The sequence below is a fragment of the Streptomyces sp. NPDC001157 genome, assembly GCF_053598255.1.
In genome coordinates this window covers 13,162-36,832 of the sequence record NZ_JBSFJW010000040.1, presented here as the reverse complement: position 1 = coordinate 36,832, position 23,671 = coordinate 13,162, and the positions used below count along the sequence as shown (strand labels likewise).

Below are 23,671 nucleotides of genomic sequence, written 5' to 3'. Positions count from 1 at the left end.
CGCAGGTTCGCTGAGCGCTGAGCAGCCGCCCGCCGGAAGTGCAGCTTCCGGCGGGCGGTCCGTGTTTCCGTGGGCGCATGACCACACAGACCGTCGAGTACATCCGCTACCGCATCCCGGAAGACCGCTCGGCGGAATTCCTCGCCGCCTACACGCGGGCCGCGGTCCGCCTGGCGGCGGCACCCCAGTGCGTGAACTACGAACTGGCGCGCTGCGAGGAGGACTTCGAGCACTACGTCCTGCGCATCACCTGGACGTCGACCGAGGACCACATGGAGGGCTTTCGCAGGTCCGAGCTGTTCCCGGACTTCCTCGCGGAGATCCGCCCGTACGTCGAGAACATCGAGGAGATGCGCCACTACAAGCCGACGACGGTGCGCGGCACGGGGTCCTCCGTGCCGACGCTGTACGACTGGGCCGGGGGCGCCGCCGCCTTCTCCCGTCTGACGTCGGTCTTCTACGACAAGGTCCTCAAGGACGACCTCCTCGCCCCCCTCTTCGCCGACCTCGCCCCCGACCACGCCGAGCATGTCGCGCTGTGGCTCGGCGAGGTCTTCGGCGGCCCCGCCACCTACTCCCTGACCCAGGGCGGCCACGGCCACATGGTCGCCAAGCACTTCGGCAAGCACATCACCGAGCCCCAGCGCCGCCGCTGGGTGAATCTGATCCAGGACGCGGCGGACGACGCAGGACTCCCGACGGATGCCGAGTTCCGGTCGGCGTTCGTGGCGTACGTGGAGTGGGGCACGCGACTCGCCGTCTACTTCTCCAGCCCGGACGCAAAGCCGCCGGCGGAGCAGCCGGTGCCGCGGTGGACGTGGGGGACGATGCCGCCGTACCAGGGGTGACGTCTTTCAGCGCCGGTCGGTGAATCCAGCCCGTCCGGCGTTTGAGGACGAGGCCGTTCAGGCCGAAAGCGGGGGCCTGAGGGCGGCAGCCCCCAGCAGCGGCGCACGAACCGCCGGGCATGGCTCAGGAAGACGTCGCCGACTGCCCCGCCCGAGTGGCGTCCGCCCCCCAACTGGCCAGCAGCCGCAACGCCTCCGCCGAGGGCGAGCCGGGTTCCGTGTGGTAGACGATCAGGCCCTGATCGCTGCCGTCGGTCACGGGGAACGACTCGAAGTTCAGCATCAGGTCGCCGACCAGCGGGTGGTGCAGGTGCTTGACGCCGTGGCTCTTCTCCTTGACGTCGTGCATAGCCCACAGCCGCCTGAACTCCTCGCTCTTGACGGAGAGTTCGCCGACCAGGGCGGACAGCCGCGGATCGTCCGGATAGCAGCCCGCCTGCATGCGCAGCAGGGCGACGACGTCGGACGCCTTCTCCTCCCACGCCACGAACAGATCGCGGTAGGCGGGATTCAGGAACACCAGCCGGGCCCAGTTCCGCTCCTGCGGCGCCAGCTCCCCCCAGTCGCCGAAGACGGCCGCGGCCATCCGGTTCCAGGCGAGGATGTCCGAGTAGCGGCCCCCGATGTACGCCGGCACCGAGTCCATCGTGTCCAGCAGCTGCCGCAGTGAACTCCGCACCTGCTGCGACCGCGTCACCGGTTTCTTCTTGTGCTGCTTAGGCTTCGCGAGATGCGTGAGGTGGTTGTGCTCCGCGTCGGTCAACCGCAGCGCCCGCGCGATCGAGTCGAGCACCTCCGCCGACACGTTTCGCCCGTTGCCCTGCTCCAGGCGCGTGTAGTACGCCACCGAGACGCCCGCCAGCTGGGCCAGCTCCTCGCGGCGCAGCCCGGGCACCCGCCGGTGCCGGCCGAAGTCCGGAAGCCCGACGTCCTCCGGCTTCAGTCGGGCGCGCCGGGTGCGCAGGAACTCGCTGAGCTCGGCACGACGGTCCAGAGCCCCGGCGGGCTCGGGTACGGCATCGGGCTGTTCGTCCATGTCTCAAGTATTCACTGTCGTACGTCCACCATCCTGACCCCGCCAGTGGTAGGCACAGCGGACGTACGCAGAAGCGTGGGCTGGGTGAAGGCTCTGAGGTCCGGCATGCTGACCGACATGCCCGGTCAGAAGGCAGCCGGGCGCGTAACCACAGCTAGGAGACCCCCGGCATGACCACTGTTGCCGCTTACGCCGTCCCCGCCGCGAAGGCTCCGCTGGAGCGCACCACCATCGAACGCCGTGAGGTCGGTGAGTTCGACGTCCTGATCGACATCAAGTTCGCCGGTATCTGCCACTCCGACATCCACCAGGCACAGGAGGGCTGGGGCGAGGCGATCTTCCCGATGGTCCCCGGTCACGAGATCGCGGGCATCGTCTCCGAGGTCGGCGCGGGCGTCACCAAGCACCAGGTCGGCGACCGTGTGGGCGTCGGCTGCCTGGTCGACTCCTGCCGGGAGTGCGAGAGCTGCAAGGCCGGCGAGGAGCAGTACTGCACCGGCGGCAACGTCGGCACGTACAACTCCATCGGCAAGGACGGCGAGCCCACCTACGGCGGCTACTCGCAGAAGGTCGTCGTCGACGAGAACTTCGTCGTCCGTATCCCCGACGCCCTGTCGCTGGACGTGGCCGCACCGCTGCTGTGCGCGGGCATCACCACCTACTCCCCGCTGAAGCACTGGAACGCCGGCCCCGGCAAGAAGGTCGCGGTCCTCGGCATGGGCGGCCTCGGCCACATGGGCGTCAAGATCGCCCACGCGCTCGGTGCCGAGGTCACGGTCCTCTCGCAGTCCCTGCGCAAGAAGGACGACGGTCTCAAGCTGGGCGCCGACCACTACTACGCGACCAGCGACGAGCAGACCTTCAAGGACCTTCAGGGCTCCTTCGACCTGATCCTCTCCACGGTCTCGGCCCCGCTCGACTTCGGCGCGTTCCTGTCCCTGCTGAAGCGGGACGGCGCGCTGGTGAACGTCGGCGCCCCCGAGGAGCCGATCGCCCTCAACCTCTTCTCGGTGATCGCCGGCCGCAAGACCCTCGCCGGCTCCATGATCGGCGGTATCGCCGAGACCCAGGAGATGCTGGACTTCTGCGCCGAGCACGGCTTCGGCGCCGAGATCGAGGTGATCAGCGCGGACCAGATCAACGAGGCGTACGACCGGGTGGTGGCGAGCGACGTCCGGTACCGCTTCGTGATCGATGTCGCGACGATCTGACAGGTCGGACAGGCTGACAGGGCTCAGAGAGCTGACAGGTCCGACAGGTGCGGCCCCGGCGTAAAGCGACGCCGGGGCCTTTCCCTGTGCGGAGTATGTTGGGCGTGAGGAGGCCCACACGATGAACGTGCAGCTGAACCACACCATCGTCGCCGCTCATGACAAGAAGGAGTCGGCCCGGTTCCTCGCCGACATCCTGGGGTTGGAGCCCAGCCCGCCGTTCGGTCCCTTCATTCCCGTCCAGATCCCGAACGGCGTGACCCTCGACTACATGGAGACGGACGGCGACATCACGCCGCAGCACTACGCGTTCCTGGTGTCCGAGGACGACTTCGACACGATCTTCAGCCGCATCCAGGACGCGGGACTGACCTACTGGGCGGACCCGTACCACCACCGCAGGGGCGAGATCAACCACAACGACGGCGGGCGGGGCGCGTACTTCGACGACCCCAACGGCCACAACCTGGAGATCATCACCAGGCCGTACGGCAGCGGGAGCTGACCTGCCGGTTCACTCGGCAGGGAGGAACTCGTCGGCCCCGTAGGACCGTACGAGAACACTCCCGTCGGCGGACGGTCGCACGGAGTGCGCGCGCCCGAGCCCCGAGACCCGGGCGCGTCCGTCGGCGCGGATCTCCACGACCGTGTTCTCGTCGATGGCGACGCCGTGCGGGAGTCCGTGCCTCGCGACCGCGGCGATCATGCGCGGCAGCGTCCCCCACTGCGCGGCGTGCACCTCCACGGAGAAGGGCACCAGCCCGAGCCCGGCCCGCACTTCGATCTCCTCCAGGTCCTCGGCCGTGTCCTCGTGGCACACGGGTACGCCGTCGTCGAGCCACCCTCCGACGACAGCGTGCCGGGCGGCGACCGCGGCCCCGGCGGAGAAACCGGCGTACGGGATGCCGAACTCGGCCAGAGCGGACCGCAGTTGGTCCAGGCACCCGGCGAACGCGTCCTGATACGCGGGCGTCAGCCCCCCGCAGACCAGAAGCCCGTCCAGATCCTGGAGGCGGTCCGGGGCGAACTCCCCGCCGAGCGGCACCAGCAGCGGTACGGGGCTGCAGTCGGCGACCTTCCGCAGCACGGCGTCGTACCGGCCGAACTGCTCGCTGCCATCCCCCTCGTCCAGCACGACGCAGCCGATGCGCGGCCCCGTGGCCGCCCGCAGGAACGGCCCGTAGACGGCATGCGCGGCCGCCGCGTCCCAGCCGCCCCCGATCAGGAACGTACGACTGCTGCGGCTGCCCATGACTGCCCCCACGTTGTCTCCGTCCACCTTCAGGCCCGCAGTCCCACGAGACCGTCGTAGGCGGACATGACGATCTCCAACCCCCGGTTGTCGTCGGCGGGTTCGCGCATCTGGTTGGTCACATACGCCACCACCATCCGGGCCTCGGGTTCGATCATCACCATCGACCCGCCCCAGCCGCCCCACCCGTAGGTGTTGCCGAACAGCCCATAGCCCAGGCCCCAGCGCACCGGCATGCCCAGCACCCGGTCGTCGCCGCTGAACTGCTCCTCCCAGGCGCGCTCGCACCCCGCCTGCGACAGCAGCCGCACTCCACGCAGCGCCCCTGAGCAGGCCATCACCGACTGCACGAGTGCGACCGAGCGGGCATTGCCGAAGCCGCTCGCCGCGGGGATCTGCGCACGGCGCCAGGCCACGCTGTTGCCGTCCCGGACCCGCATGGCGGTCCCGGCGGAGGGGGTCGCACCCCTGCCGGGCGCACTCGCGGTGTACTCCTCGTCCCGTCCCGGCGGCGGCACCGTGAGCGCCACGCGCCGGTCGTGCTCCGCCGCCAGCCCGATATGGAAGTCGGCCCCCAGCGGCCCGGCGATCTCCTCCGCGAAGAACTCCCCGACGCTCCGCCCGCTGACCCGCCGGACCACCTCGCCGACGAGGAACCCCTGGGTGAGCGAGTGGTACCCGGCCGCGCTGCCCGGCTCCCACCGCGGAGCCTGTGCGACGAGCCGTGCCGTGGCGGCCGGCCAGTCGTAGAGCTCCTCGACCGGCCCGTCCCAGTCGGGCAGGCCCGCGGTGTGCGAGAGCAGATGCCGGACCAGGACCCCTTCCTTGCCCGCTGCGGCGAACTCCGGCCAGTACCGGGCCACCGGCGCGTCCAGGTCGAGCTCGCCGCGGTCGGCCAGGACGAGCGCGGTGAGCGCCGTCATGGTCTTGGTGACGGAGAAGACGTTGACGATCGTGTCCCGCTCCCACGGCACGGTGCGCTCGGCGTCGGCGAACCCGCCCCACACGTCCACCACCGGCGCGCCGTCCACGAAGACGGCCACCGAGCCGCCCGTGTCCCCGGCGTCCAGCAACTCCGCCAGCCGGTTGGGCACCGCGGTGAACAGACCGTCGTACGAGCCCTGAATGTCAGCCATGCGTGGCATTAGCCCGCATCGGCACGCGCCGCGGCAACCGAATTTGCGGCCCTCCGCCGTCACCCGTCGAGCGGAAGGCCGGATCCGGCCTACGGACGCAGGTGGGCCAGGACTTCGTCCGCCACCGGGTACGGCCGCTCCTGCGGAAGCAGCCGGGCCGCCGACTCCAGGTCGCCGCTGCCCACGTACGCATGTACCTCCCGGGCCAGCGGGGTCACATCACTGATCGCGACCGTCCACTCGTCCGCATAGCGCCGTACCGCCTCGCCGGAGAGGCCGAGCTGCAGCGACCGGTACGGCAGCGGCCGCAGCCGCAGATCCCGCTCGGGGTCCCACTGCACACGAGTCGGCGCCCTCTTCAACTCACGCTGCCAGGCCGCACGGTCGGCGTGCACCTGGGGCGTGTAGCTCGACAGACACGCGTGCCGCAACGCCCACTCGAAGCCGTCGCGGCTGATCTCGACCGCGAGCACGGTCTCCTGACCGGCCTTGGTGCCCCAGCCGCAGCGGTACATCATCCACTGGAACGACGGCTTGATCCACGTCATCCGGTCCCGCTTCCACGCGGCGGGGAACCGCCCCTTGCGGACCGCGGGCCCGCCGATCTCCGGTGGGTAGGCCTGGTAGACGGTGATCGTCGACTCTGTGTGGAGCGCGCGGATGCCGTGCTGTGGATCTTCCATGGCATGCAGCGTGAAGGACGGCCTGCCCGGGCTGCGACCGATTTTCGGCCGGAGGTCGGCCGGGCGGGCCTGGAATCGGCTGGAACCCTCGCGCGTTGAGGGGGGTGGGCACGGGATGCCGATGGTGTGCGAGCCGCGTCGCCCGACTGACCGAGCTGAGAGATTTTGGAGGCTGCAATGGCTGCGCAGACGCAGAGGGCCGTGCTGGCGGGCGGATGCTTCTGGGGGATGGAAGAGCTGATCCGCCGACTTCCCGGCGTGACGGCGACCCGGGTGGGATACACCGGGGGTGACGTGCCGAACGCGACGTACCGCAACCACGGCACGCACGCGGAGGCCATCGAGATCCTCTTCGACCCCGCGAAGACCGACTACCGCGCGCTCCTGGAGTTCTTCTTCCAGATCCACGACCCGAGCACCAAGAACCGCCAGGGCAACGACATCGGCCTCAGCTACCGCTCGGCGATCTACTACGTGGACGACGAGCAGAAGCGGATCGCCGAGGACACGATCGCGGACGTGGACGCCTCGGGCCTGTGGCCGGGCAAGGTCGTCACCGAGGTGGAGCCGGTCGGCCCCTTCTGGGAGGCCGAGCCCGAGCACCAGGACTACCTGCAGCGTTACCCCGACGGCTACACCTGCCACTTCCCCCGCCCGGGATGGCGGCTGCCCGCCCGCACGGAGGGCTGAGCCCACCCCGGCGCCTGCTCAGTGCGGCAGCGTCGCCGGGCTGCCGCCGTTCGCCTCGTAGCCCGCCACCGCCAGCGCCCGGTAGACCGCGAACTCGGCTGCCGGGTCGGCGGACAGGGTCCAGGGGAGCGCGCCGACATGGCCGTCGATGTGTATGAGCTGGTTCATGGCCTCGGCCCAGCGCTCCGAGCGGACCAGGAAGAACACCAGCAGATGGCGTACGTGCGCGAGCATCGGGTCGTCGGGGCGGGCCGAGTGGACGGCGTGCAGCGCTCCGTGGATCGCCTTCGTCACGACCTCGCTCCGGTAGAAGCCGCTGACCAGGTTCACCTCGGGCAGGTGCTCGAAGACCGCGAACAGCGGCAGCGCGGCGAGGAGGGACCCCTCCGGTGCGCGCGCGGCTGCCGCCTCCGCGAAGGAGTTCGCCAGCTCGCGCGAGCCGTGCCACTTCTCGCACCAGTAGTGCAGGGCGGCCAGGTGCGCGCCCATGTGGGCCGGGGCGCGGTCCAGGATCCTCAGCCAGAGCTCCTCGAACTCCGGCTGGGGATAGGCGAGCCCGCGGGCCACCGACAGCTCGATGATGTACGGGACCGGGTCACCGGGGGCGAGCAGCGCCGCGTCGCCGCACGCCGCCTTCGCCTCCTCCATGATGATCCGGAACTCGTCCGTGCCCGGCGTCGACGTCCGCCACGCCTGCTGGACCAGGAACTCCGCGTGCACCGCTGCGCCGCCCGCGTCCTTGGGCTGCTCGGCCCGCCACACCCTGAGCCACTGACCGCCCGGGGTCTCGCTGACCCCGCCGGGCCGCTGCTGCAACTCCAGCGACGCCGCACCCGCGAACGCCTGCACACGCTGCCAGCGCAGCTCGCCCTCCGACTCCGTGCCCGCCAGCAGCTGCGAGGCCGCCCGGTGGTCCTGTGTGCGCTGCACCAGGTCCAGGACGTCGAGCAGGTCCTGGTCCGGACCGGGCATACGGACGTCCAGCTCCTCCTCCCGCGCGAATCCGTAGTTCGCCGGGTCGGCGGCGTCCGGGTGACCGGCCGGGACCTGCTCGATCATGCCCCGCCTGCGCCGCAGGACGGGGAGCAGCACGAAGCCCAGCATGACGGCGGCGATCAGGACCCAGAGAAATTCCATGCCTCAAGCGTTCCAGACGCCGGTGACAATTGGCGAACCCGGTCCGCGGCCTGTGGAAAACTCCGTGAACCTGGCACCCGAACCGAGGGAAAACCCGGCAGTACGGCCTCCCGTGCCTCGCCGTCCGGCGCGCGCCCCGCGAGCGCACTACCCTCGGTGCCCATGAGCGACAGGCACATCAGTCAGCACTTCGAGACCCTCGCGATCCACGCGGGTAACACCGCCGATCCCCTCACCGGCGCGGTCGTCCCGCCGATCTACCAGGTCTCGACCTACAAGCAGGACGGCGTCGGCGGGCTGCGCGGCGGCTACGAGTACAGCCGTAGCGCCAACCCCACCAGGACCGCCCTGGAAGAGAACCTCGCAGCCCTCGAGGGCGGCCGTCGCGGCCTTGCGTTCGCGTCCGGACTGGCGGCCGAGGACTGCCTGTTGCGTACGCTGCTCAGCCCCGGCGACCACGTGGTCATCCCCAACGACGCGTACGGCGGCACGTTCCGTCTGTTCGCGAAGGTCGTCGCCCGGTGGGGGGTGGAGTGGTCGGTCGCCGACACCAGTGACCCGTCGTCCGTACGGGCCGCCATCACCCCGAAGACCAAGGCCGTGTGGGTGGAGACCCCCTCCAACCCGCTGCTCGGCATCACCGACATCGCCGCGGTCGCGCAGATCGCCCGGGACGCGGGCGCGAAGCTCGTCGTCGACAACACCTTCGCCACGCCGTACCTCCAGCAGCCGCTGGCGCTCGGCGCGGACGTCGTCGTGCACTCCCTGACCAAGTACATGGGCGGCCACTCCGACGTCGTCGGCGGTGCCCTGGTCGTCGCCGACGAGGCGCTCGGCGAGGAGCTGGCGTACCACCAGAACGCGATGGGCGCGGTCGCCGGGCCCTTCGACTCCTGGCTGGTGCTGCGCGGCGCGAAGACGCTGTCCGTGCGCATGGACCGGCACAGCGAGAACGCCACCAGGGTCGCCGACATGCTCACCCGGCACGCACGCGTGACGCGCGTCCTGTACCCGGGCCTGCCCGAGCACCCCGGTCACGAGGCCGCCGCCAAGCAGATGAAGGCATTCGGCGGCATGGTCTCCTTCCAGGTCGAGGGCGGTGAGGAGGCGGCCGTCGAGGTCTGCAACCGCGCCAAGGTGTTCACGCTCGGCGAGTCCCTGGGTGGCGTGGAGTCGCTGATCGAGCACCCCGGGCGGATGACGCACGCGTCCGTGGCCGGCTCGGCCCTCGAGGTGCCCGCCGATCTCGTACGCCTCTCCGTGGGCATCGAGAACGTCGACGACCTCCTGGAGGACCTGCAGCAGGCGCTCGGCTAGCCGACCCGCCCGCTCACCAGCCCGTGTACGGGGGAGTCGTCTGCGAGGGCGGCTCCACCCACGGGCGGGCCATCATGGCCCACACGAGGAACGCCACACTCGCTGCACACAGCAGCAGCCACATCAGCCGGCGGGCGAGCGTCCTGCGGCGCAGACTGCGGGCACCGCGGCGCACGACCTCCCCGTACAGGTCCGGCGGCACCGGCGGCGGCACCTGCTCCATCATCCGCCGCACGGCGGCCTCACGCTGAACCCGGTTCATGCGCGTCCCCTTCCGCCTGTGCGCCTCATGACGGCGCCACTTTCGCTCTGCCGACTGCCGGTGCGGGGTTTCGTGGTGGATGCAGTGGTGTCGCGGTGGCTGGTGTGCTGTTGGTGCGGCGGTGTTCCGCGATCAGCTGTGCGGCGGCCTTGTGCTGGGCACGGTTCATGCGCGTGCCTCTCCGTCTGTGCGTCTCATGACGGCGCCACCTTCGCTCCGCCGACTGCCGGTGTCGGGTTTCGTGGCGGATTCAGCAGTGTCGCCGTGGCCCGTTCGCAGATCGCGCGGACGCGTTCCGTCGGCAGGCCGAGCAGTGCCGCCGTCTGCTCCTCGCCGACTCCCTCGTACAGCCTGAGGACCAGGATCAGGCGCTCCTGCGGTGCCAGCCGGGCCAGCGGGCTGCCGGGATGCGGGCGGGCCCGCCCGAAACCGCCGTACTGGTGCCATGCCCCGCGCGCGAAGCGGGTCGCCAGGTACTGGCGGGCGCGGTCGTACGGGTCCTCCCCGCGCAGCCGGTCCCAGCACGCGTACGTGTGCGCGAGGGACAGCGTCAGCAGGCGCCGCGCGCGTGGGTTGTCGTCCGGCGCCTCCGCCGTGAGCAGCGTGGCGGCATGCAGCAGCCGCCCTGCCGCGCCCGCGACGAACGCCTCGAACTCCCGGGCCCGGCGCGCACCTTGGATCGCCTGCCGCTGTCTCACCGCGCCTCCCGCCCTGACGCGACCCTGACCGAACGGGACCCGGCCGCGTACGGGGTGCGGAACCGCGTACGACGGGGACCCTGTCTCATCTGAGGCCAGGGGTGGCCCTTCGGTCAAGAGCTGCGCGGCACGCGCGCGTACCGAGCCGGCGGGCGCGCGTGCGGACGGCCGCTACGAGGCCGACGACGCCTCCGGACCCGGCATCCCCTGGGCCGTCATCCGCGAGGAGAGAGCGGTGTTGAAGCGCGTCAGGAGCGTGCAGAACGCATCGCGCTCCTCCGGCGCCCAGTCGTGTGTCAGCTCGGCCATCAACTGACGCCTCGAGGAGCGCACTTCCTCAAGCCGTGACTGGCCGCGCGGCGACAGCTGAAGCACCACCGCGCGCCCGTCCTCGGGGTGCGAGGTGCGCTTGACGAGCCCGGTGTCCACGAGCGGAGCGACCTGCCGGGTGACCGTCGAGGAGTCGATGCCCATGCTCGCCGCGAGCGCCTTGACGCCCATCGGACCCTCTTTGTCGAGGCGGTTGAGCAGGAGGTATGCGGCGCGGTCCATGGAGTTGCGCACCTGCCCGACGCCGCCGAGCCGGGTCTGTTCGGCACGGCGGGCGAAGACCGCCACCTCGTGCTGCAGCGTGTCGAGGAGACCGGTGTCACCGACGGTCGTCATGTCCATCGACATTTCAGGTGTTGTGGGCATGGCCGGAGGCTCGCTTCATGAAGGTGGTCTGTGAATGGGGGACAGAGTACGCGGCCGGAAGGCGGGCCGTACCGGCGCTGCACAAACCAGTCTCGGACGTTGGTCACAATGCCCGTGCGCACCTGTGAACTGCGATGCTTGAGTCATGAGCTACAGCACGGCTGACTCCTTTCGGCCCGTGACCCTCGACGACGTGCGGGGCGCCCAGAAGATGCTCTCGGGCGTGGCGCGGGTGACGGCGATGGAGGGCAGCAGGCATCTGTCCCAGCTGGTGGGCGCCCCGGTGCACTTCAAGTGCGAGAACCTCCAGCGCACGGGTTCGTTCAAGCTGCGCGGCGCCTACGTCCGGATCGCCGGACTGCTGCCCGAGGAGCGCGCCGCCGGGGTGGTGGCGGCGAGCGCCGGCAACCACGCGCAGGGCGTCGCCCTTGCGTCCTCGCTGCTCGGCGTGCGGGCGACCGTGTTCATGCCGCTGGGCGCCCCGCTGCCGAAGATCAGCGCCACCCGCGAGTACGGCGCGGAGGTCCGCCTGCACGGGCAGGTGGTCGACGAGACGCTGGCCGCCGCGCAGGCGTACGCGGCCGAGACCGGCGCGGTGTTCATCCACCCCTTCGACCACCCGGACATCATCGCGGGCCAGGGCACGGTCGGCCTGGAGATCCTGGAGCAGTGCCCGGAGGTGCGCACCGTCGTCGTCGGCATCGGCGGGGGAGGCCTCGCGGCCGGTATCGCGGTCGCGGTGAAGGCCCTGCGGCCGGACGTACGGATCGTGGGTGTGCAGGCGGAGGGCGCGGCGGCCTACCCGCCCTCGCTCGCGGCCGGGCGCCCGGTGTCGGTCGAGCACCCGGCGACCATGGCCGACGGCATCAAGGTGGGGCGGCCCGGCGACGTGCCGTTCGGCATCGTCCGCGAGCTGATCGACGAGGTCCGCACGGTCTCCGAGGACGCCCTGTCCACCGCGCTGCTGCTGTGCCTGGAGCGGGCCAAGCTGGTCGTCGAACCGGCCGGTGCGAGCCCGGTGGCGGCGCTGCTGAGCGAGCCGGAAGCCTTCGAGGGCCCGGTGGTGGCGGTGCTGTCCGGCGGCAACGTCGACCCGCTGCTGATGCAGCGCGTCCTGCGCCACGGCATGGCGGCACAGGGTCGCTACCTGGCCGTACGGCTGCGGCTGACGGACCGGCCGGGGGCGCTCGCGACGCTTCTCGGGGTGTTGTCAGTGGTGGACGCTAACGTCCTCGATGTGAGTCACGTACGGACCGATCCACGGCTGGGGCTCACGGAGGCGGAGGTCGAGCTGCACCTGGAGATGAAGGGGCGGGAGCACTGCGCCGAGGTCGGCCGGGCGCTGCGCGAGGCGGGCTACACGGTCATCGACTGAGCCGCCGGGCGACCCGGACTGAGCAAAAACCCCAGCTCAGGGGCTCTTCGTCGCTCGATCGAGTAAATGCGTTGAGAGACGCGATACATCGCGTTATGGTGAGTGTCGTGGCCGCCTGCCGCGTCACCCACCAGGCGGAGCAAGTGCGCAGAGCAAGGCTTTATTCGAAGAATCCCCGACGACGTGGAGACACACATGCCAGGCGCCATCTATGCCGAAGGCCTGGTCAAGACCTTCGGCGACGTAAGGGCTCTGGACGGCGTCGACCTCGATGTCCCCGAGGGCACCGTGCTGGGCCTGCTCGGGCCGAACGGCGCGGGCAAGACGACGGCGGTCCGCTGTCTGACCACCCTGCTGCGCCCCGACAGCGGCAGGGCGGTCGTGGCCGGCCTGGACGTCCTCAAGCAGCCCAACGAGGTGCGGCGCTCCATCGGCCTGTCCGGCCAGTTCGCCGCGGTCGACGAATACCTGACCGGCCGCGAGAACCTCCAGATGGTCGGCCAGCTCTACCAGATGAAGGCCAGGGCCGCGAAGGCCCGGGCCGGAGAGCTGCTCGACCAGTTCGACCTCGCGGACGCCGCCGACCGACCCGCGAAGACGTACTCCGGAGGCATGCGCCGTCGGCTCGACCTCGCGGCGGCCCTGGTCGTCTCGCCACCCGTGATGTTCATGGACGAGCCGACGACCGGCCTCGACCCCCGCAACCGCCAGCTGCTGTGGGAGGTCATCAAACAGCTCGTCTCCGGCGGCACGACCCTGCTGCTCACCACCCAGTACCTGGAGGAGGCCGACCACCTGGCGCACGACATCGTGGTCGTCGACCACGGCCATGTCATCGCCCGCGGCACCTCCGACCAGCTCAAGGCTCGCACCGGCGGCGAGCGCGTCGAGGTCGTGGTGCACGAGCGCGAGCACATGACGACCGCCGGCGAGGTCCTCACCGGCTTCGGCAAGGGCGAGCTCACCGTCGAAGAGCACACCCGCAAACTCACCGTGCCTGTCACCGGCGGCGCGAAGCTGCTCGCCGAGGTCATCCGGGAACTGGACACCCGCGGCATCGAGATAGACGACATCGGCCTGCGCCGCCCCACCCTCGACGACGTCTTCCTGTCCCTGACGGGACATGTGGCAGAGGCCAAGGACGAGGAGAGCGGCACGACGGCGGACACCAAGGACCGCAAGCACAAGAAGGAGGCAGCCAAGTGAGCGCCGTCACCGACGCCGTGCGGGTCGCGCCGCCCGCGAACCCGGTCAGCCAATCGATCGGCGACTCGCTGGTCGTTGCCAAACGCAATCTCATTCGGATGTCCCGGATTCCGAATCCTGTTCGCTCGGGTCGGTCAGGATCCATCTCGTCGCGGACCCGAGAACTGCACGTGAGCGCCGGGAAGGGGCAGGCGAAGTGAGCGCTGTGACCGATTCCCTGGTCATCACCCGCCGGAACCTAATTCGGATGAGCCGGATTCCCGAGATGATCATCTTTGGGCTTGTCCAGCCAATCATGTTCGTCGTGCTGTTCACCTACGTGTTCGGCGGCTCGATCCAGGTCGGCTCGTCCACCTCCACCCAGGCCTACCGCGAGTTCCTGATGGCGGGCATCTTCGCCCAGACCGTCACCTTCGCCACGGCGGGCGCTGGCGCGGGCATCGCCGACGACATGCACAAGGGCCTCATCGACCGCTTCCGCTCCCTGCCTATGACGCGTGGTGCGGTGCTGACCGGCCGCACTATCGCCGACCTTGCTCAGACGGCGCTCACCCTCGTCGTCCTGGCGGTCGTCGCTCTGATCGTCGGCTGGCGCACGCACGAGAACCTCGGCAAGGTGCTCGCCGGATTCGGTCTGCTCCTGCTCCTCGGTTACGCGTTCTCGTGGATCGGTGCACTCATCGGCCTGTCCGTGCGCACACCTGAAGCAGCAACCTCGGGCGGCCTCATCTGGCTGTTCCCGCTGACGTTCATCTCGAATGCGTTCGTCGACGCGAACATGATGCCGTCGTTCCTGCGGCACATCGCGGAGTGGAACCCGTTCAGCGCCACCGTGCAGGCGTGCCGTGAGTTGTTCGGAAACCTTCCCCCGGGCTTCAAGGCACCCGACGCCTGGCCCATGCAGCATCCTGTGTGGGCGTCGCTGATCTGGTCGGTCGTGATCATCCTGTTCTTCCGCACGCTGGCGGTCCGCAAGTACCGCCGGGCGGCCGGTTGATCAGGCATCTTCGCTGCACACCCTGTCTGGTCGTCGACCACGCCCAACACTCCGAAGAGGTGACGGCTCGCCATATGGCGGGGGCAAGCGGTGGATTACGGGCTTATCCGTCTCTAAGCGCATGACACGGATAGTGGTAATTCTCTTGAAACGGCCGAGTGTTCAGGTGGTAAGTTCCACCGGTCGGCAGAGACATGACCAGCTCTGTCGAAGTCAAAAAAGGGGAACAAGTGAATCTCAAGTACTCCGGCATAGTCACTGCTGCCGCGGCGGTTGTGGCTCTCGGGATGAGCACTGGCACTGCAAGTGCGCAGGACTGGCTGACGGCTCATGTTCCGACTCAGCACGGTAACAAGATCACGTGGAAGGCAAGCGTGTTGGGGCCGCAGCCTGCGGGGTCGAAGCTCTGTGTGTCCGCCCTGGACACCAGTGCCCCGGAATTTCCTCCCATTGAGCTTGCGTCGAAGTGCGTCAAGACCCAGGCCGGTTCTGTAAGCATCACACTGACCATCAACAAGTGTCAGCAGTACATGACCATGGCCTTCTTCCATCGGGCCGGGTCGGGCGGGACAAGCACTCGCCAGTCCAATTACCTCTTCGCCTGCCCGTCGAATTAGTCGTGTCCCGGCCATGCGGCGTGGTAGCAGCCTGTTGACCGTCCTTTGAATAGGACGCCGGCGCCCGAGCCATTTACCGCCCGGCTCGGGCGCCGGCGTACATGGAGGGCCGCTCGACCAACACGGCTGGCCGCTACTACCGATGCACGGCCAACCGCACGGACGGAGAGGTGCCCGAGTCCCACGCGGACTGCTGGGAGATCCCCTGTGACGAGGTGGACGAGGCAGTCTGGGCAGAGGTCAAGAAGCTGATGTCCGACAAGGACAAGCTCCGCAGGCTGGTGGGGGAGTCCTTGGGGACTGTGCCCCAGCGTGCCGAGTCCTATCGCCGACGGCTGGCGGAGCTGGACGAGCAGATCGAGAAGAAGCGTGCCAGTCGCAACCCCGGTGTCTCGCCGTCGGACGCCTGGCCCATGGCGCACCCCGTGTGGGCCTCGTTGATCTACTCGGTCCTGATCATCGTCAAATTCAGGACGCCGGCGGTGCGCAAGTACCGCTCGGCGACGGCTTGACCGGCGGAATGACGACGCCCCCGGCGTCACCAGGACGCCGGGGGCACCGAAGGACATGCAGGCTGCCGGATCAGCCGGTGTAGGGCTCGGCCTTCAGGATCGTCACCGAAGCCTTCTTGCCGTTCGGCAGCTCGTACTCCGCGTCCTCGCCGACCTTGTGGCCGATCACGCCGGAACCCAGCGGGGACTGCGGCGAGTACGTCTCGATGTCCGAGCTGGCGTACTCGCGGGAGGCGAGCAGGAAGGTCATCGTGTCGTCCTCGTCGCCGTCGAAGGCGATCGTGACGACCATGCCGGGTGCCACGGCGCCGTCCGCGGACGCCGGTGCCTCGCCGACCTGGGCGTTCTCCAGAAGCTGGGTCAGCTGGCGCACACGGAGCTCCTGCTTGCCCTGCTCTTCCTTGGCCGCGTGGTACCCGCCGTTCTCACGCAGGTCGCCCTCCTCGCGCGCGGCCGCGATCTTGGCGGCGATCTCCGTGCGCGCAGGACCAGACAGGTACTCCAGCTCGGCCTTGAGCTGGTTGTACGCCTCCTGGGTCAGCCAGGTGACGTTCTCGCTGGTCTGGGTCACAGGTGCTCCTCGTAGGTACTGGGAATACAAAGCATCGCCCTACCCAGAAGAATGTTCCTTCACGGATGGGCGAAACCACGAGCCTAACAATTCAGCGGCCGGAGGGGGAGGACATAAGCCATCAGAATTGCGTCAACGCAGGTCACGGCCTGTGTATTCCGACCGAGTCCGGACGGGGCGGGGTCAGTCGGCGTGGCAGCCGAGCAGTTCCGCGGTGGTGCCCTCGGATGTCGTACGGAGCGTGACGACCCGGTCGATGCGGGTGGCGTGCCCGCCGAAGCGGAAGTCGGCCCGGCCCACCTCGCCCCCGTCCTTCGACTGGGAGCGGATGGTGCAGTAGCCGGAGGCGCCGGCGTCCTTGCGGACCTCCAGATGCACCTTCACCGCGTCCTTCTGCGCATCGAAGGTGATCACCTCGGCGCTGATCTTGTTCTGGGCGACGTAGTGGTAGGCGAAGTAGCCGATCAGTACGAGCAGGAAGGCCCCGAGCACAGCTCCGGTGATCTTGAGCTTGCGGTCGGCGCGCTCGTCCGAGGAGCGGCCGTAGCGGCCCTCGGGCAGCCGCGTGCTCGCCGTACTCATGATCGTCCCCTCGGATACCGGACCCTGGAATTTTTCGCCCCCCGGTTCGGTCACTATAGAAGCGCCGATTGCGCCGGTTCACACCGGGCGCCGACTTATCGAGGATTGAGTCTTGACTGACCAGCTGCGACTGATGGCCGTGCATGCCCACCCCGACGACGAGTCGAGCAAGGGCGCGGCCACCATGGCGAAGTACGTGTCCGAGGGGGTGGACGTGCTGGTCGTGACCTGCACGGGCGGGGAGCGCGGCTCCATCCTCAATCCGAAGCTGCAGGGTGACAAGTACATCGAGGAGCACATCCACGAGGTACGCAAGAAGGAGATGGACGAGGCCCGCGAGATCCTCGGCGTGAGCCAGGAGTGGCTCGGCTTCGTCGACTCCGGCCTGCCCGAGGGCGACCCGCTGCCGCCGCTGCCCGAGGGCTGCTTCGCTCTGGAGGACGTCGACAAGGCGGCCGGCGAGCTGGTGAAGCAGATCCGTTCCTTCCGTCCCCAGGTGATCACCACCTACGACGAGAACGGCGGCTATCCGCACCCCGACCACATCATGACCCACAAGATCTCGATGGTGGCGTTCGAGGGCGCGGCGGACACCGAGAAGTACCCGGAGTCCGAGTTCGGCCCCATCTACCAGCCGCTCAAGCTCTACTACAACCAGGGCTTCAACCGTCCCCGCACCGAGGCGCTGCACAACGCGCTGCTCGACCGCGGCCTGGAGTCGCCGTACGGGGACTGGCTCAAGCGCTGGAGCGAGTTCGAGCGCGTCGAGCGCACGCTGACCACGCACGTTCCGTGCGCCGAGTTCTTCGAGATCCGCGACAAGGCGCTGATCGCCCACGCCACGCAGATCGACCCGGACGGCGGCTGGTTCAAGGTCCCGATGGAGATCCAGAAGGAGGTCTGGCCGACGGAGGAGTACGAGCTCGCGAAGTCCCTCGTCGATACCTCCCTCCCCGAGGACGACCTCTTCGCGGGCGTCCGCGACAATGCCTGACATGAGCGCAAGCGTGAGCCTGGCAATGACGCACCTCGTCCCCCTCGCCAAGGAGGTGGACGAGAACAAGGTCACCCCCGGCGTCCTCGGCTTCATCGTCTTCGCGGCGATGGCCCTGGCGGTGTGGGCCCTGATGAAGTCCATGAACCGGCACATGGGCAAGGTGAAGTTCAAGGAGTCGCCCGACGCGGACGCCGGGTCCGCCGAGTCCGCCGCCGACTCCGAGGCGCGCCGGAGCTGACGCAGTGGGGCCGGGGGTGGCCGGCGGTCAGTGACTGGCCGGTACCGGCACCCCCATGACCTCCCGCGCATGCCGGCTCGGCACCATTCCGAGCCGCCAGGCCTGCCAGCCCTCCTCCAGGTTCACGCCCCGCTCCAGCAGCAGCTGATACGCCTCCACGTAGTCGTCCAGCTTGCGGTCCCGCAGGGGATGGCCGGTGCGGGAGAGCTGGGCCAGTTCCTCCTGGGCGACCGCCGTGCCGATCTCCACGCCGCCGGGGGCCGCGTAGGGGAGCAGGGTGCAGCGCAGGAAGCGCGCCCAGTCCCCGCCGCGCCGGTCGCCGTACGAGGTGAACAGGTCCACCGCGTCGTCGCACAGCGCCAGCGCCTGCTGGTTACGGGCGTTGCCCGCGTCCACGACCGCGAGTTCCAGGCAGGTCCACGCCTCGCCGTGGGCGACACCGATGCGCTGGAAGTCGGCCCGGGCGTCGACCAGGAGCTGGCGGGCGAAACCGGAGTTCCTGAGGGAGCCCGTCTGGGCGGCGCGTTGGTCGCGGGTGACTCTCGCCGAGTGGTGACGGGCGCAGGCCAGGCCGTAGACGTCGCGTATGCGGGAGAACATCGTGCGGGAGCGTTCCAGTTCGCGGACCGCGTGGTCGAGGTTGCCGGTCTCCTCCAGGGCCTGGCCCAGGTAGTAGACCGTCCAGGCCTCGCCGCGGGCGTCCTCGTTGTCGCGGTGCCGGGACGCCGCCTGCCGCAGGCCGTCCACCGCCTGGGACGGGTCGCCGGCGACGAGGCGGGCGCGGGCCAGCTGGGTGAGGGCCCAGGCCTCGCCGCGGGCGTCGCGGGTGCGGCCGTAGCGGTCGAGGGCCGCGTTCAGCTCGGACTCCGCGCGCGGGACGTCGCCCATCCGCAGGGACAGCTGGCCGAGCTGGAAGTGGGCCCACGCCTCGCCGTGCACGGACTCGCCGGCGCGGTGCAGGACCAGGGATTCGGCGAGCAGGCGCAGCGCCTCCTGGACTTGGCCGCGGTCCCGTTCCACCGCGGCCAGGGCGTGCATCGTCCAGCCGCGGTCCGTCGCCAGTTCGGGCGCCGCCTGGAGGTCCAGCGCCTCGCGGAGCTTCGCCGCCGCCTCCGTGAGGTTGCCCTGGTGGTGCAGGGTGATGCCCAGGGAGCACAGGGCACGGGCCGCGCCCGCGTCGTGGTGGGCCTCCATGTACAGGTCGACCACCGAGGTCAGGGTCGCACGGGCCTTGTCCAGCTCGCCCAGCTGACGGGCCGCGATGCCGGTGCGCCACTGCACCGAGCGGACCAGCAGGCCCTGGTCGACGGCCTGCGCCAGCTCGCTGATCTCGCCCAGGCGGTAGAGGTCGCCGCGCAGCAGGCAGTAGTCGCACAGCGCACCCAGCAGGTTCAGCACCGCCGCCTGGTTCACGCCCTCCGCGTGCCGCAGCGTGGAGGTGATGAAGCTCGACTCGTCGTCCAGCCAGCGCAGCGCCTCGTCCAGGGATGTGAAGCCGTGCGGGCTGAAGCGGTCCGAACGGGTCGACATGTTGCCGTCGACCAGCCGCAGCACGGAGTCCGCCAGGTCGGCGTAGTTCACGATCAGGCGTTCCTGCGCGGCGGTGCGCTCGCCCGCCTCCTCCTCGTCCAGCAGGCGGGCGTGGGCGAAGGCCCGCACCAGGTCGTGGAGGCGGTAGCGGCTGCCGCGCACATGGTCGATCAGGCCCGCCCGGGAGAGCGCCACCAGATGGCGGGTCGCCTCCGTCTCGTCGGTCGCGAGGAGGGAGGCGGCCGCCGCGGCACCGAGGGAGGCACGCCCGGCCAGGGCCAGCCGGCGCAGCAGTCGGCGGGCCGCCTCCGACTGGTCCGTGTAGCGCAGCCACAGCACGCGCTCGATCGGTTCGACGGGGCCGTACGCCGCGAGATCCGTGGCCAGCTGCCGCGGCGAGCGCGGGCCGAGCGACGAACCCGCGATGCTCAGCGCCAGCGGCAGCCCGCCGCACAAGTCCCGGATCCGGTCCGCCGCATCGGCGTCGTACGGCCCCGAGCTGTCCTGTGCCGCCGCGTCCAGCAGTTCCTCCGCGCCCGCCCCGTCCAGCGCCTCGACCGGCAGCTCATGGACATGGGCCTGCAGGTCGGAGGGGAGTTCCAGGGGCTCGCGGGCGGTGACCAGGACCAGGCTGTCGGAGCGCTCGGGGACGAGCGTACGGATCTGTTCGGGGTCCGAGGCGTCGTCCAGGACGACCGTGACCGGCAGGCCCGTCAGATGCTGGTGGTACAGCTCGCTCAGCCGCTTGACCTGCTGGTCGGGGGAGGAACGCTCACGGAACAGCAGCTGCTCGCGGGGCGCGCCGAGCCGGTTCAGCAGGTGCAGCAGGGCGTCCCGGGTGGACAGCGGCGACTCCTCCGGGCTGCCGCCGCGCAGGTCGACCACGCAGGCGCCGCGGAAGTAGTCCTTCAGGTCGTGGGTGGCGCGCATCGCGAGGGTCGTACGGCCGCTGCCGGGCGCCCCGTGCAGGATCACCACCGTCGGGCGGGTGTCCGTGCTCGCGCGGGAGGCCTGCACCCACTGCCGGATCCGCGCCATCTCCTGCCGCCGCCCCGCGAACGCGCCCGCGGGCTCCGGGAGCTGGGCGAACGACTGTGCCAGCACACTGCGCCCGCGGGCCGCCGCGCTCTTGTCCGTGCCGCGCAGCTGCGGTCCCGGTTTCTTCGGGCCGGTGGATGCGGCGCGCACCCGCTGCTGGTCGAGGAACGGCCGGATACCGCGCACCTCCAGTGCCGTCAGCCACTGCAGTCGCAGCTGTTGCGGCCCGCCGGGCTGGCTCGCGGCGCCGGCCTGGTGGTGCGCGGCGGGCAGATGGGAACCGGCCACCTTGATCACGGTCGCCGCGGCGCCGACCACGCCGACCGTCACGCCCACTCCCACCGCCGTGCCGGTGTCCGTGCCGAAGGCCAGGTCGGCCACCGCCGCCGTGACCGCGGCAACGGCCGCCACCAGCAAGGGAGTCCCGGATCCCTCCTTGGCGTACCGCTGCCCGAAGGTGAGCCGGTCGCCCTCCGCCTCGTCCAGGGCGCGTGTGTAGGCCTCGTACTCCTCGGCGGCCGCCTCCGCCATCGCGTCCAGCGCGCCGCGCGACCGCGACAGCAGCACCGCCCCGTCGGTGCGCCCGCCCGAACGTCGTACCTCCTCCTCCACGGCCCGGGCCAACAGCCGTTCGGCATCCGCCCGATGGCTGTCCCGCATGTCACGTCCCCCTCCGGCGGCAACTCCTTGGCCTACGAGTGTCCTTCGGGGAAGCCGTCAGCGACAGAGGGCAGCGATCACCGGCGTCCGGGACACGCCTGGCGCGTGCTGTCCGGGGTACTGCGGCAGGATGGACCTCATGCCGAACCGACTGGCTCACGAGACGTCCCCCTACCTGCTCCAGCACGCGGACAACCCCGTCGACTGGTGGCCCTGGTCGGCCGAGGCCTTCGAGGAGGCACGCGAGAGCGGCAAACCGGTGCTGCTGAGCGTCGGGTACTCCAGCTGTCACTGGTGTCATGTCATGGCCCACGAGTCCTTCGAGGACCAGGCCACCGCCGACTTCCTCAACGAGCACTTCGTCAGCGTCAAGGTCGACCGCGAGGAGCGCCCCGACGTCGACGCCGTGTACATGGAGGCCGTGCAGGCCGCCACCGGCCAGGGCGGCTGGCCCATGACCGTGTTCCTCACGCCCGACGCCGAGCCCTTCTACTTCGGCACCTACTTCCCGCCCGCCCCGCGCCACGGCAGCCCCTCCTTCCGGCAGGTCCTGGAGGGCGTCCGCTCGGCGTGGTCCGACCGGCGGGACGAGGTCGCCGAGGTCGCCGGGAAGATCGTGCGGGACCTCGCCGGACGGGAGATCTCGTACGGCGACGCGCAGGTCCCGGGCGAGGGGGAGCTCGCGCAGGCCCTGCTCGGGCTCACCCGTGAGTACGACCCGCAGCGCGGCGGTTTCGGCGGCGCGCCGAAGTTCCCGCCGTCCATGGTGATCGAGTTCCTGCTGCGCCACCATGCCCGCACCGGCGCCGAGGGTGCCCTGCAGATGGCCGTGGACACCTGCGAGCGCATGGCCCGCGGGGGCATCTACGACCAGCTGGGCGGCGGCTTCGCCCGCTACTCCGTCGACCGTGAGTGGGTCGTCCCGCACTTCGAGAAGATGCTCTACGACAACGCCCTGCTGTGCCGGGTGTATGCGCACCTGTGGCGGGCCACCGGTTCGGAGCTCGCCCGCCGGGTCGCGCTGGAGACCGCCGACTTCATGGTGCGTGAACTGCGCACCGCCGAGGGCGGGTTCTCCTCCGCCCTCGACGCCGACAGCGACGACGGGACGGGCCGGCACGTCGAGGGCGCGTACTACGTGTGGACGCTTCAACAGCTGACCGAGGTTCTCGGCGAGGAGGACGCCGAGCTCGCCGCCCACTACTTCGGCGTCACCGAGGAGGGCACCTTCGAGCACGGTCAGTCCGTTCTCCAACTCCCGCAGCACGACAGCCTGTTCGACGCCGGACGGATCGCCTCCGTCCGGGAGCGGCTGCTCGCCGCGCGCAGCGAGCGCCCCGCCCCCGGCCGTGACGACAAGGTGGTCGCCGCCTGGAACGGTCTCGCGATCGCCGCCCTCGCCGAGACCGGCGCCTACTTCGACCGCCCCGACCTGGTCGAGGCCGCGGTCGGCGCCGCCGATCTCCTCGTACGGCTGCATCTGGACGAGCAGGCCCGCCTCGCCCGTACCAGCAAGGACGGCCGAGCCGGCGCCAACGCGGGGGTGCTGGAGGACTACGCCGATGTCGCCGAGGGTTTCCTCGCGCTCGCGTCCGTCACCGGCGAGGGTGTCTGGCTGGAGTTCGCCGGGTTCCTGCTCGACCATGTCCTGGCCCGTTTCGTCGACGCCGAGTCCGGCAGCCTCTACGACACCGCCGCCGACGCCGAGCAGCTGATCCGCCGGCCGCAGGACCCCACCGACAACGCCACACCGTCCGGCTGGACCGCCGCCGCGGGTGCCCTGCTGAGCTATGCCGCCCACACCGGTGCCCCCGCCGCGGCAGCGGCTGATGTCAACGTCCATCGGGCCGCCGCCGAAAGGGCGTTGGGCGTGGTCAAGGCGCTCGGGCCACGGGTGCCGCGCTTCATCGGCTGGGGGCTCGCGGTCGCCGAGGCGCTCCTCGACGGGCCCAGGGAGGTCGCGATCGTCGGCCCTGCGCTGGACGATCCCGCCACAAAAACCCTGCACCGCACGGCACTTCTGGGCGGCGCCCCGGGTGCGGTCGTGGCGGTGGGACCTCCGGAGAGTGACGAGTTTCCGCTCCTCGTCGGCCGGCCGCTGCAGCAGGGTCAACCTGCGGCTTACGTCTGCCGTAACTTCACCTGCGATGCCCCGACCACCGATCCGGAACGGTTGCGGACCGCGCTGACCAGCTGAAACGTCAGCGGGCAAGGGGTCGTTACGTAAGCGGTGTTCGAATTGTTCACTCTCGGGACCCGTTGTGAAGAAATGCGTTCTTCATGGAAACGGCCTCCGGACTTCACAGATCCCCCCTAATGTCTACACGGTTACGCGACAGATGTGACGTCTGTTGCGGCAGGGGGCATTGGGGATCTGGGGGG

24 protein-coding genes and 1 pseudogene are annotated in these 23,671 nt (G+C 70.1%); 14 read left to right on the top strand and 11 right to left on the bottom strand.

The window, feature by feature from the left end; translation table 11 throughout:
• The first annotated feature begins 77 nt into the window (after positions 1 to 77).
• Positions 78 to 848, top strand: coding sequence for a globin domain-containing protein (locus tag ACWDAG_RS40500; protein WP_450700565.1), 771 nt, complete (start codon positions 78 to 80; stop codon positions 846 to 848).
• A 124-nt stretch (positions 849 to 972) separates the two neighbouring features.
• Here the strand turns inward: ACWDAG_RS40500 and ACWDAG_RS40495 are convergent, their stop codons facing one another.
• Positions 973 to 1,884 carry a helix-turn-helix domain-containing protein gene (locus ACWDAG_RS40495; protein WP_450700564.1) on the bottom strand — a complete coding sequence of 304 codons (912 nt, stop codon included), beginning with the start codon at positions 1,882 to 1,884 and terminating at the stop codon, positions 973 to 975.
• A gap of 170 nt (positions 1,885 to 2,054) precedes the next feature.
• On the opposite strand from ACWDAG_RS40495, the gene ACWDAG_RS40490 reads away from it, so the two are divergent.
• Positions 2,055 to 3,095, top strand: coding sequence for an NAD(P)-dependent alcohol dehydrogenase (locus ACWDAG_RS40490; protein ID WP_450700563.1), 1,041 nt, complete (start codon positions 2,055 to 2,057; stop codon positions 3,093 to 3,095).
• Between the two features lie 121 nt (positions 3,096 to 3,216).
• Complete coding sequence (locus ACWDAG_RS40485) at positions 3,217 to 3,600, top strand: VOC family protein (RefSeq protein WP_450700562.1); 384 nt, start codon at positions 3,217 to 3,219, stop codon at positions 3,598 to 3,600.
• Positions 3,601 to 3,609: 9 nt separating this feature from the next.
• Here the strand turns inward: ACWDAG_RS40485 and ACWDAG_RS40480 are convergent, their stop codons facing one another.
• The 3 genes from ACWDAG_RS40480 to ACWDAG_RS40470 all read right to left on the bottom strand — a co-directional run bounded on the left by ACWDAG_RS40480 (position 3,610) and on the right by ACWDAG_RS40470 (position 6,166).
• Entirely contained in the window at positions 3,610 to 4,359 is a 750-nt protein-coding gene (locus ACWDAG_RS40480) for a Type 1 glutamine amidotransferase-like domain-containing protein (RefSeq protein WP_450700561.1), read from the bottom strand.
• Between the two features lie 17 nt (positions 4,360 to 4,376).
• Positions 4,377 to 5,483, bottom strand: a complete 1,107-nt coding sequence (locus ACWDAG_RS40475; protein ID WP_450700560.1) for a serine hydrolase domain-containing protein — start codon at positions 5,481 to 5,483, stop codon at positions 4,377 to 4,379.
• Between the two features lie 89 nt (positions 5,484 to 5,572).
• Complete coding sequence (locus tag ACWDAG_RS40470) at positions 5,573 to 6,166, bottom strand: DUF4291 domain-containing protein (RefSeq protein WP_450700559.1); 594 nt, start codon at positions 6,164 to 6,166, stop codon at positions 5,573 to 5,575.
• Positions 6,167 to 6,343: 177 nt separating this feature from the next.
• Between ACWDAG_RS40470 and msrA the strand changes: the two genes are divergently transcribed.
• A complete protein-coding gene (msrA, locus tag ACWDAG_RS40465) occupies positions 6,344 to 6,856 on the top strand; it encodes a peptide-methionine (S)-S-oxide reductase MsrA (RefSeq protein WP_450700558.1) in 513 nt (170 codons plus the stop codon).
• An 18-nt stretch (positions 6,857 to 6,874) separates the two neighbouring features.
• Here msrA and ACWDAG_RS40460 read toward each other — a convergent pair whose 3' ends face one another.
• Positions 6,875 to 7,993 carry a hypothetical protein gene (locus ACWDAG_RS40460; RefSeq protein WP_450700557.1) on the bottom strand — a complete coding sequence of 373 codons (1,119 nt, stop codon included), beginning with the start codon at positions 7,991 to 7,993 and terminating at the stop codon, positions 6,875 to 6,877.
• 162 nt (positions 7,994 to 8,155) lie between these two features.
• Here ACWDAG_RS40460 and ACWDAG_RS40455 point away from each other — a divergent pair, with 162 nt between their 5' ends.
• A complete protein-coding gene (locus ACWDAG_RS40455) occupies positions 8,156 to 9,310 on the top strand; it encodes a cystathionine gamma-synthase (RefSeq protein ID WP_450700556.1) in 1,155 nt (384 codons plus the stop codon).
• A gap of 13 nt (positions 9,311 to 9,323) precedes the next feature.
• On the opposite strand, the gene ACWDAG_RS40450 is transcribed toward ACWDAG_RS40455, so the two are convergent.
• The 3 genes from ACWDAG_RS40450 to ACWDAG_RS40440 form a co-directional block, all read right to left on the bottom strand.
• Positions 9,324 to 9,572, bottom strand: a complete 249-nt coding sequence (locus ACWDAG_RS40450; RefSeq protein WP_450700555.1) for a hypothetical protein — start codon at positions 9,570 to 9,572, stop codon at positions 9,324 to 9,326.
• Between the two features lie 194 nt (positions 9,573 to 9,766).
• Positions 9,767 to 10,270 carry a sigma factor-like helix-turn-helix DNA-binding protein gene (locus ACWDAG_RS40445; protein ID WP_450700554.1) on the bottom strand — a complete coding sequence of 168 codons (504 nt, stop codon included), beginning with the start codon at positions 10,268 to 10,270 and terminating at the stop codon, positions 9,767 to 9,769.
• A 171-nt stretch (positions 10,271 to 10,441) separates the two neighbouring features.
• Positions 10,442 to 10,948, bottom strand: a complete 507-nt coding sequence (locus ACWDAG_RS40440; protein ID WP_450700601.1) for a MarR family winged helix-turn-helix transcriptional regulator — start codon at positions 10,946 to 10,948, stop codon at positions 10,442 to 10,444.
• 163 nt (positions 10,949 to 11,111) lie between these two features.
• On the opposite strand from ACWDAG_RS40440, the gene ilvA reads away from it, so the two are divergent.
• From ilvA to ACWDAG_RS40410, 6 genes and pseudogenes are all read left to right on the top strand, one after another.
• Positions 11,112 to 12,341, top strand: coding sequence for a threonine ammonia-lyase (ilvA, locus tag ACWDAG_RS40435; RefSeq protein ID WP_450700553.1), 1,230 nt, complete (start codon positions 11,112 to 11,114; stop codon positions 12,339 to 12,341).
• Positions 12,342 to 12,536: 195 nt separating this feature from the next.
• Complete coding sequence (locus ACWDAG_RS40430; RefSeq protein WP_450700552.1) at positions 12,537 to 13,547, top strand: ATP-binding cassette domain-containing protein; 1,011 nt, start codon at positions 12,537 to 12,539, stop codon at positions 13,545 to 13,547.
• Positions 13,544 to 13,747, top strand: a complete 204-nt coding sequence (locus ACWDAG_RS40425; protein ID WP_450700551.1) for an integral membrane transport protein — start codon at positions 13,544 to 13,546, stop codon at positions 13,745 to 13,747. The genes ACWDAG_RS40430 and ACWDAG_RS40425 overlap by 4 nt, the downstream gene beginning before the upstream one ends.
• The gene (locus tag ACWDAG_RS40420) at positions 13,744 to 14,544 is read left to right on the top strand and encodes an ABC transporter permease (RefSeq protein WP_450700550.1); all 801 of its coding nucleotides are present in this window, start codon (positions 13,744 to 13,746) and stop codon (positions 14,542 to 14,544) included. The genes ACWDAG_RS40425 and ACWDAG_RS40420 overlap by 4 nt, the downstream gene beginning before the upstream one ends.
• Positions 14,545 to 14,738: 194 nt before the next feature.
• Positions 14,739 to 15,161 (top strand): hypothetical protein, encoded by a 423-nt coding sequence (locus ACWDAG_RS40415; RefSeq protein ID WP_450700549.1) that lies wholly within the window; start codon positions 14,739 to 14,741, stop codon positions 15,159 to 15,161.
• A 380-nt stretch (positions 15,162 to 15,541) separates the two neighbouring features.
• Positions 15,542 to 15,673, top strand: a pseudogene (locus ACWDAG_RS40410) (ABC transporter permease); the annotation flags it as partial.
• Between the two features lie 70 nt (positions 15,674 to 15,743).
• Here the strand turns inward: ACWDAG_RS40410 and greA are convergent.
• Together greA and ACWDAG_RS40400 are read right to left on the bottom strand one after the other, a co-directional pair.
• Complete coding sequence (gene greA / locus ACWDAG_RS40405) at positions 15,744 to 16,244, bottom strand: transcription elongation factor GreA (RefSeq protein WP_266959465.1); 501 nt, start codon at positions 16,242 to 16,244, stop codon at positions 15,744 to 15,746.
• 183 nt (positions 16,245 to 16,427) lie between these two features.
• Complete coding sequence (locus ACWDAG_RS40400; protein ID WP_450700548.1) at positions 16,428 to 16,826, bottom strand: DUF4307 domain-containing protein; 399 nt, start codon at positions 16,824 to 16,826, stop codon at positions 16,428 to 16,430.
• Between the two features lie 112 nt (positions 16,827 to 16,938).
• On the opposite strand from ACWDAG_RS40400, the gene mca reads away from it, so the two are divergent.
• Together mca and ACWDAG_RS40390 are read left to right on the top strand one after the other, a co-directional pair.
• Positions 16,939 to 17,820: a mycothiol conjugate amidase Mca gene (gene mca, locus ACWDAG_RS40395; protein ID WP_390693265.1), complete on the top strand. Its 882-nt coding sequence runs from the start codon at positions 16,939 to 16,941 to the stop codon at positions 17,818 to 17,820.
• On the top strand, positions 17,813 to 18,061 hold the full coding sequence (locus ACWDAG_RS40390) for a hypothetical protein (RefSeq protein WP_450700547.1): 249 nt from the start codon (positions 17,813 to 17,815) through the stop codon (positions 18,059 to 18,061). Before mca ends, ACWDAG_RS40390 begins: the two co-directional genes overlap by 8 nt.
• Positions 18,062 to 18,088: 27 nt before the next feature.
• Here ACWDAG_RS40390 and ACWDAG_RS40385 read toward each other — a convergent pair whose 3' ends face one another.
• On the bottom strand, positions 18,089 to 21,289 hold the full coding sequence (locus ACWDAG_RS40385) for a tetratricopeptide repeat protein (protein ID WP_450700546.1): 3,201 nt from the start codon (positions 21,287 to 21,289) through the stop codon (positions 18,089 to 18,091).
• A 139-nt stretch (positions 21,290 to 21,428) separates the two neighbouring features.
• Here ACWDAG_RS40385 and ACWDAG_RS40380 point away from each other — a divergent pair, with 139 nt between their 5' ends.
• Positions 21,429 to 23,486, top strand: coding sequence for a thioredoxin domain-containing protein (locus tag ACWDAG_RS40380; protein WP_450700545.1), 2,058 nt, complete (start codon positions 21,429 to 21,431; stop codon positions 23,484 to 23,486).
• Positions 23,487 to 23,671 lie beyond the last annotated feature (185 nt).

Coding starts and splice junctions, on each gene's coding strand:
- ACWDAG_RS40440 (WP_450700601.1), bottom strand. CDS start 10,948: ATGTCGATGGACATGACGACCGTCGGTGACACCGGTCTCCTCGACACG.
- msrA (WP_450700558.1), top strand. CDS start 6,344: ATGGCTGCGCAGACGCAGAGGGCCGTGCTGGCGGGCGGATGCTTCTGG.
- ACWDAG_RS40385 (WP_450700546.1), bottom strand. CDS start 21,289: ATGCGGGACAGCCATCGGGCGGATGCCGAACGGCTGTTGGCCCGGGCC.
- ACWDAG_RS40470 (WP_450700559.1), bottom strand. CDS start 6,166: ATGGAAGATCCACAGCACGGCATCCGCGCGCTCCACACAGAGTCGACG.
- ACWDAG_RS40390 (WP_450700547.1), top strand. CDS start 17,813: ATGCCTGACATGAGCGCAAGCGTGAGCCTGGCAATGACGCACCTCGTC.
- ACWDAG_RS40400 (WP_450700548.1), bottom strand. CDS start 16,826: ATGAGTACGGCGAGCACGCGGCTGCCCGAGGGCCGCTACGGCCGCTCC.
- ACWDAG_RS40490 (WP_450700563.1), top strand. CDS start 2,055: ATGACCACTGTTGCCGCTTACGCCGTCCCCGCCGCGAAGGCTCCGCTG.
- ACWDAG_RS40450 (WP_450700555.1), bottom strand. CDS start 9,572: ATGAACCGGGTTCAGCGTGAGGCCGCCGTGCGGCGGATGATGGAGCAG.
- ACWDAG_RS40475 (WP_450700560.1), bottom strand. CDS start 5,483: ATGGCTGACATTCAGGGCTCGTACGACGGTCTGTTCACCGCGGTGCCC.
- ACWDAG_RS40485 (WP_450700562.1), top strand. CDS start 3,217: ATGAACGTGCAGCTGAACCACACCATCGTCGCCGCTCATGACAAGAAG.
- ACWDAG_RS40495 (WP_450700564.1), bottom strand. CDS start 1,884: ATGGACGAACAGCCCGATGCCGTACCCGAGCCCGCCGGGGCTCTGGAC.
- ACWDAG_RS40460 (WP_450700557.1), bottom strand. CDS start 7,993: ATGGAATTTCTCTGGGTCCTGATCGCCGCCGTCATGCTGGGCTTCGTG.
- ACWDAG_RS40380 (WP_450700545.1), top strand. CDS start 21,429: ATGCCGAACCGACTGGCTCACGAGACGTCCCCCTACCTGCTCCAGCAC.
- ACWDAG_RS40455 (WP_450700556.1), top strand. CDS start 8,156: ATGAGCGACAGGCACATCAGTCAGCACTTCGAGACCCTCGCGATCCAC.
- ilvA (WP_450700553.1), top strand. CDS start 11,112: ATGAGCTACAGCACGGCTGACTCCTTTCGGCCCGTGACCCTCGACGAC.
- ACWDAG_RS40430 (WP_450700552.1), top strand. CDS start 12,537: ATGCCAGGCGCCATCTATGCCGAAGGCCTGGTCAAGACCTTCGGCGAC.
- ACWDAG_RS40500 (WP_450700565.1), top strand. CDS start 78: ATGACCACACAGACCGTCGAGTACATCCGCTACCGCATCCCGGAAGAC.
- ACWDAG_RS40415 (WP_450700549.1), top strand. CDS start 14,739: ATGACCAGCTCTGTCGAAGTCAAAAAAGGGGAACAAGTGAATCTCAAG.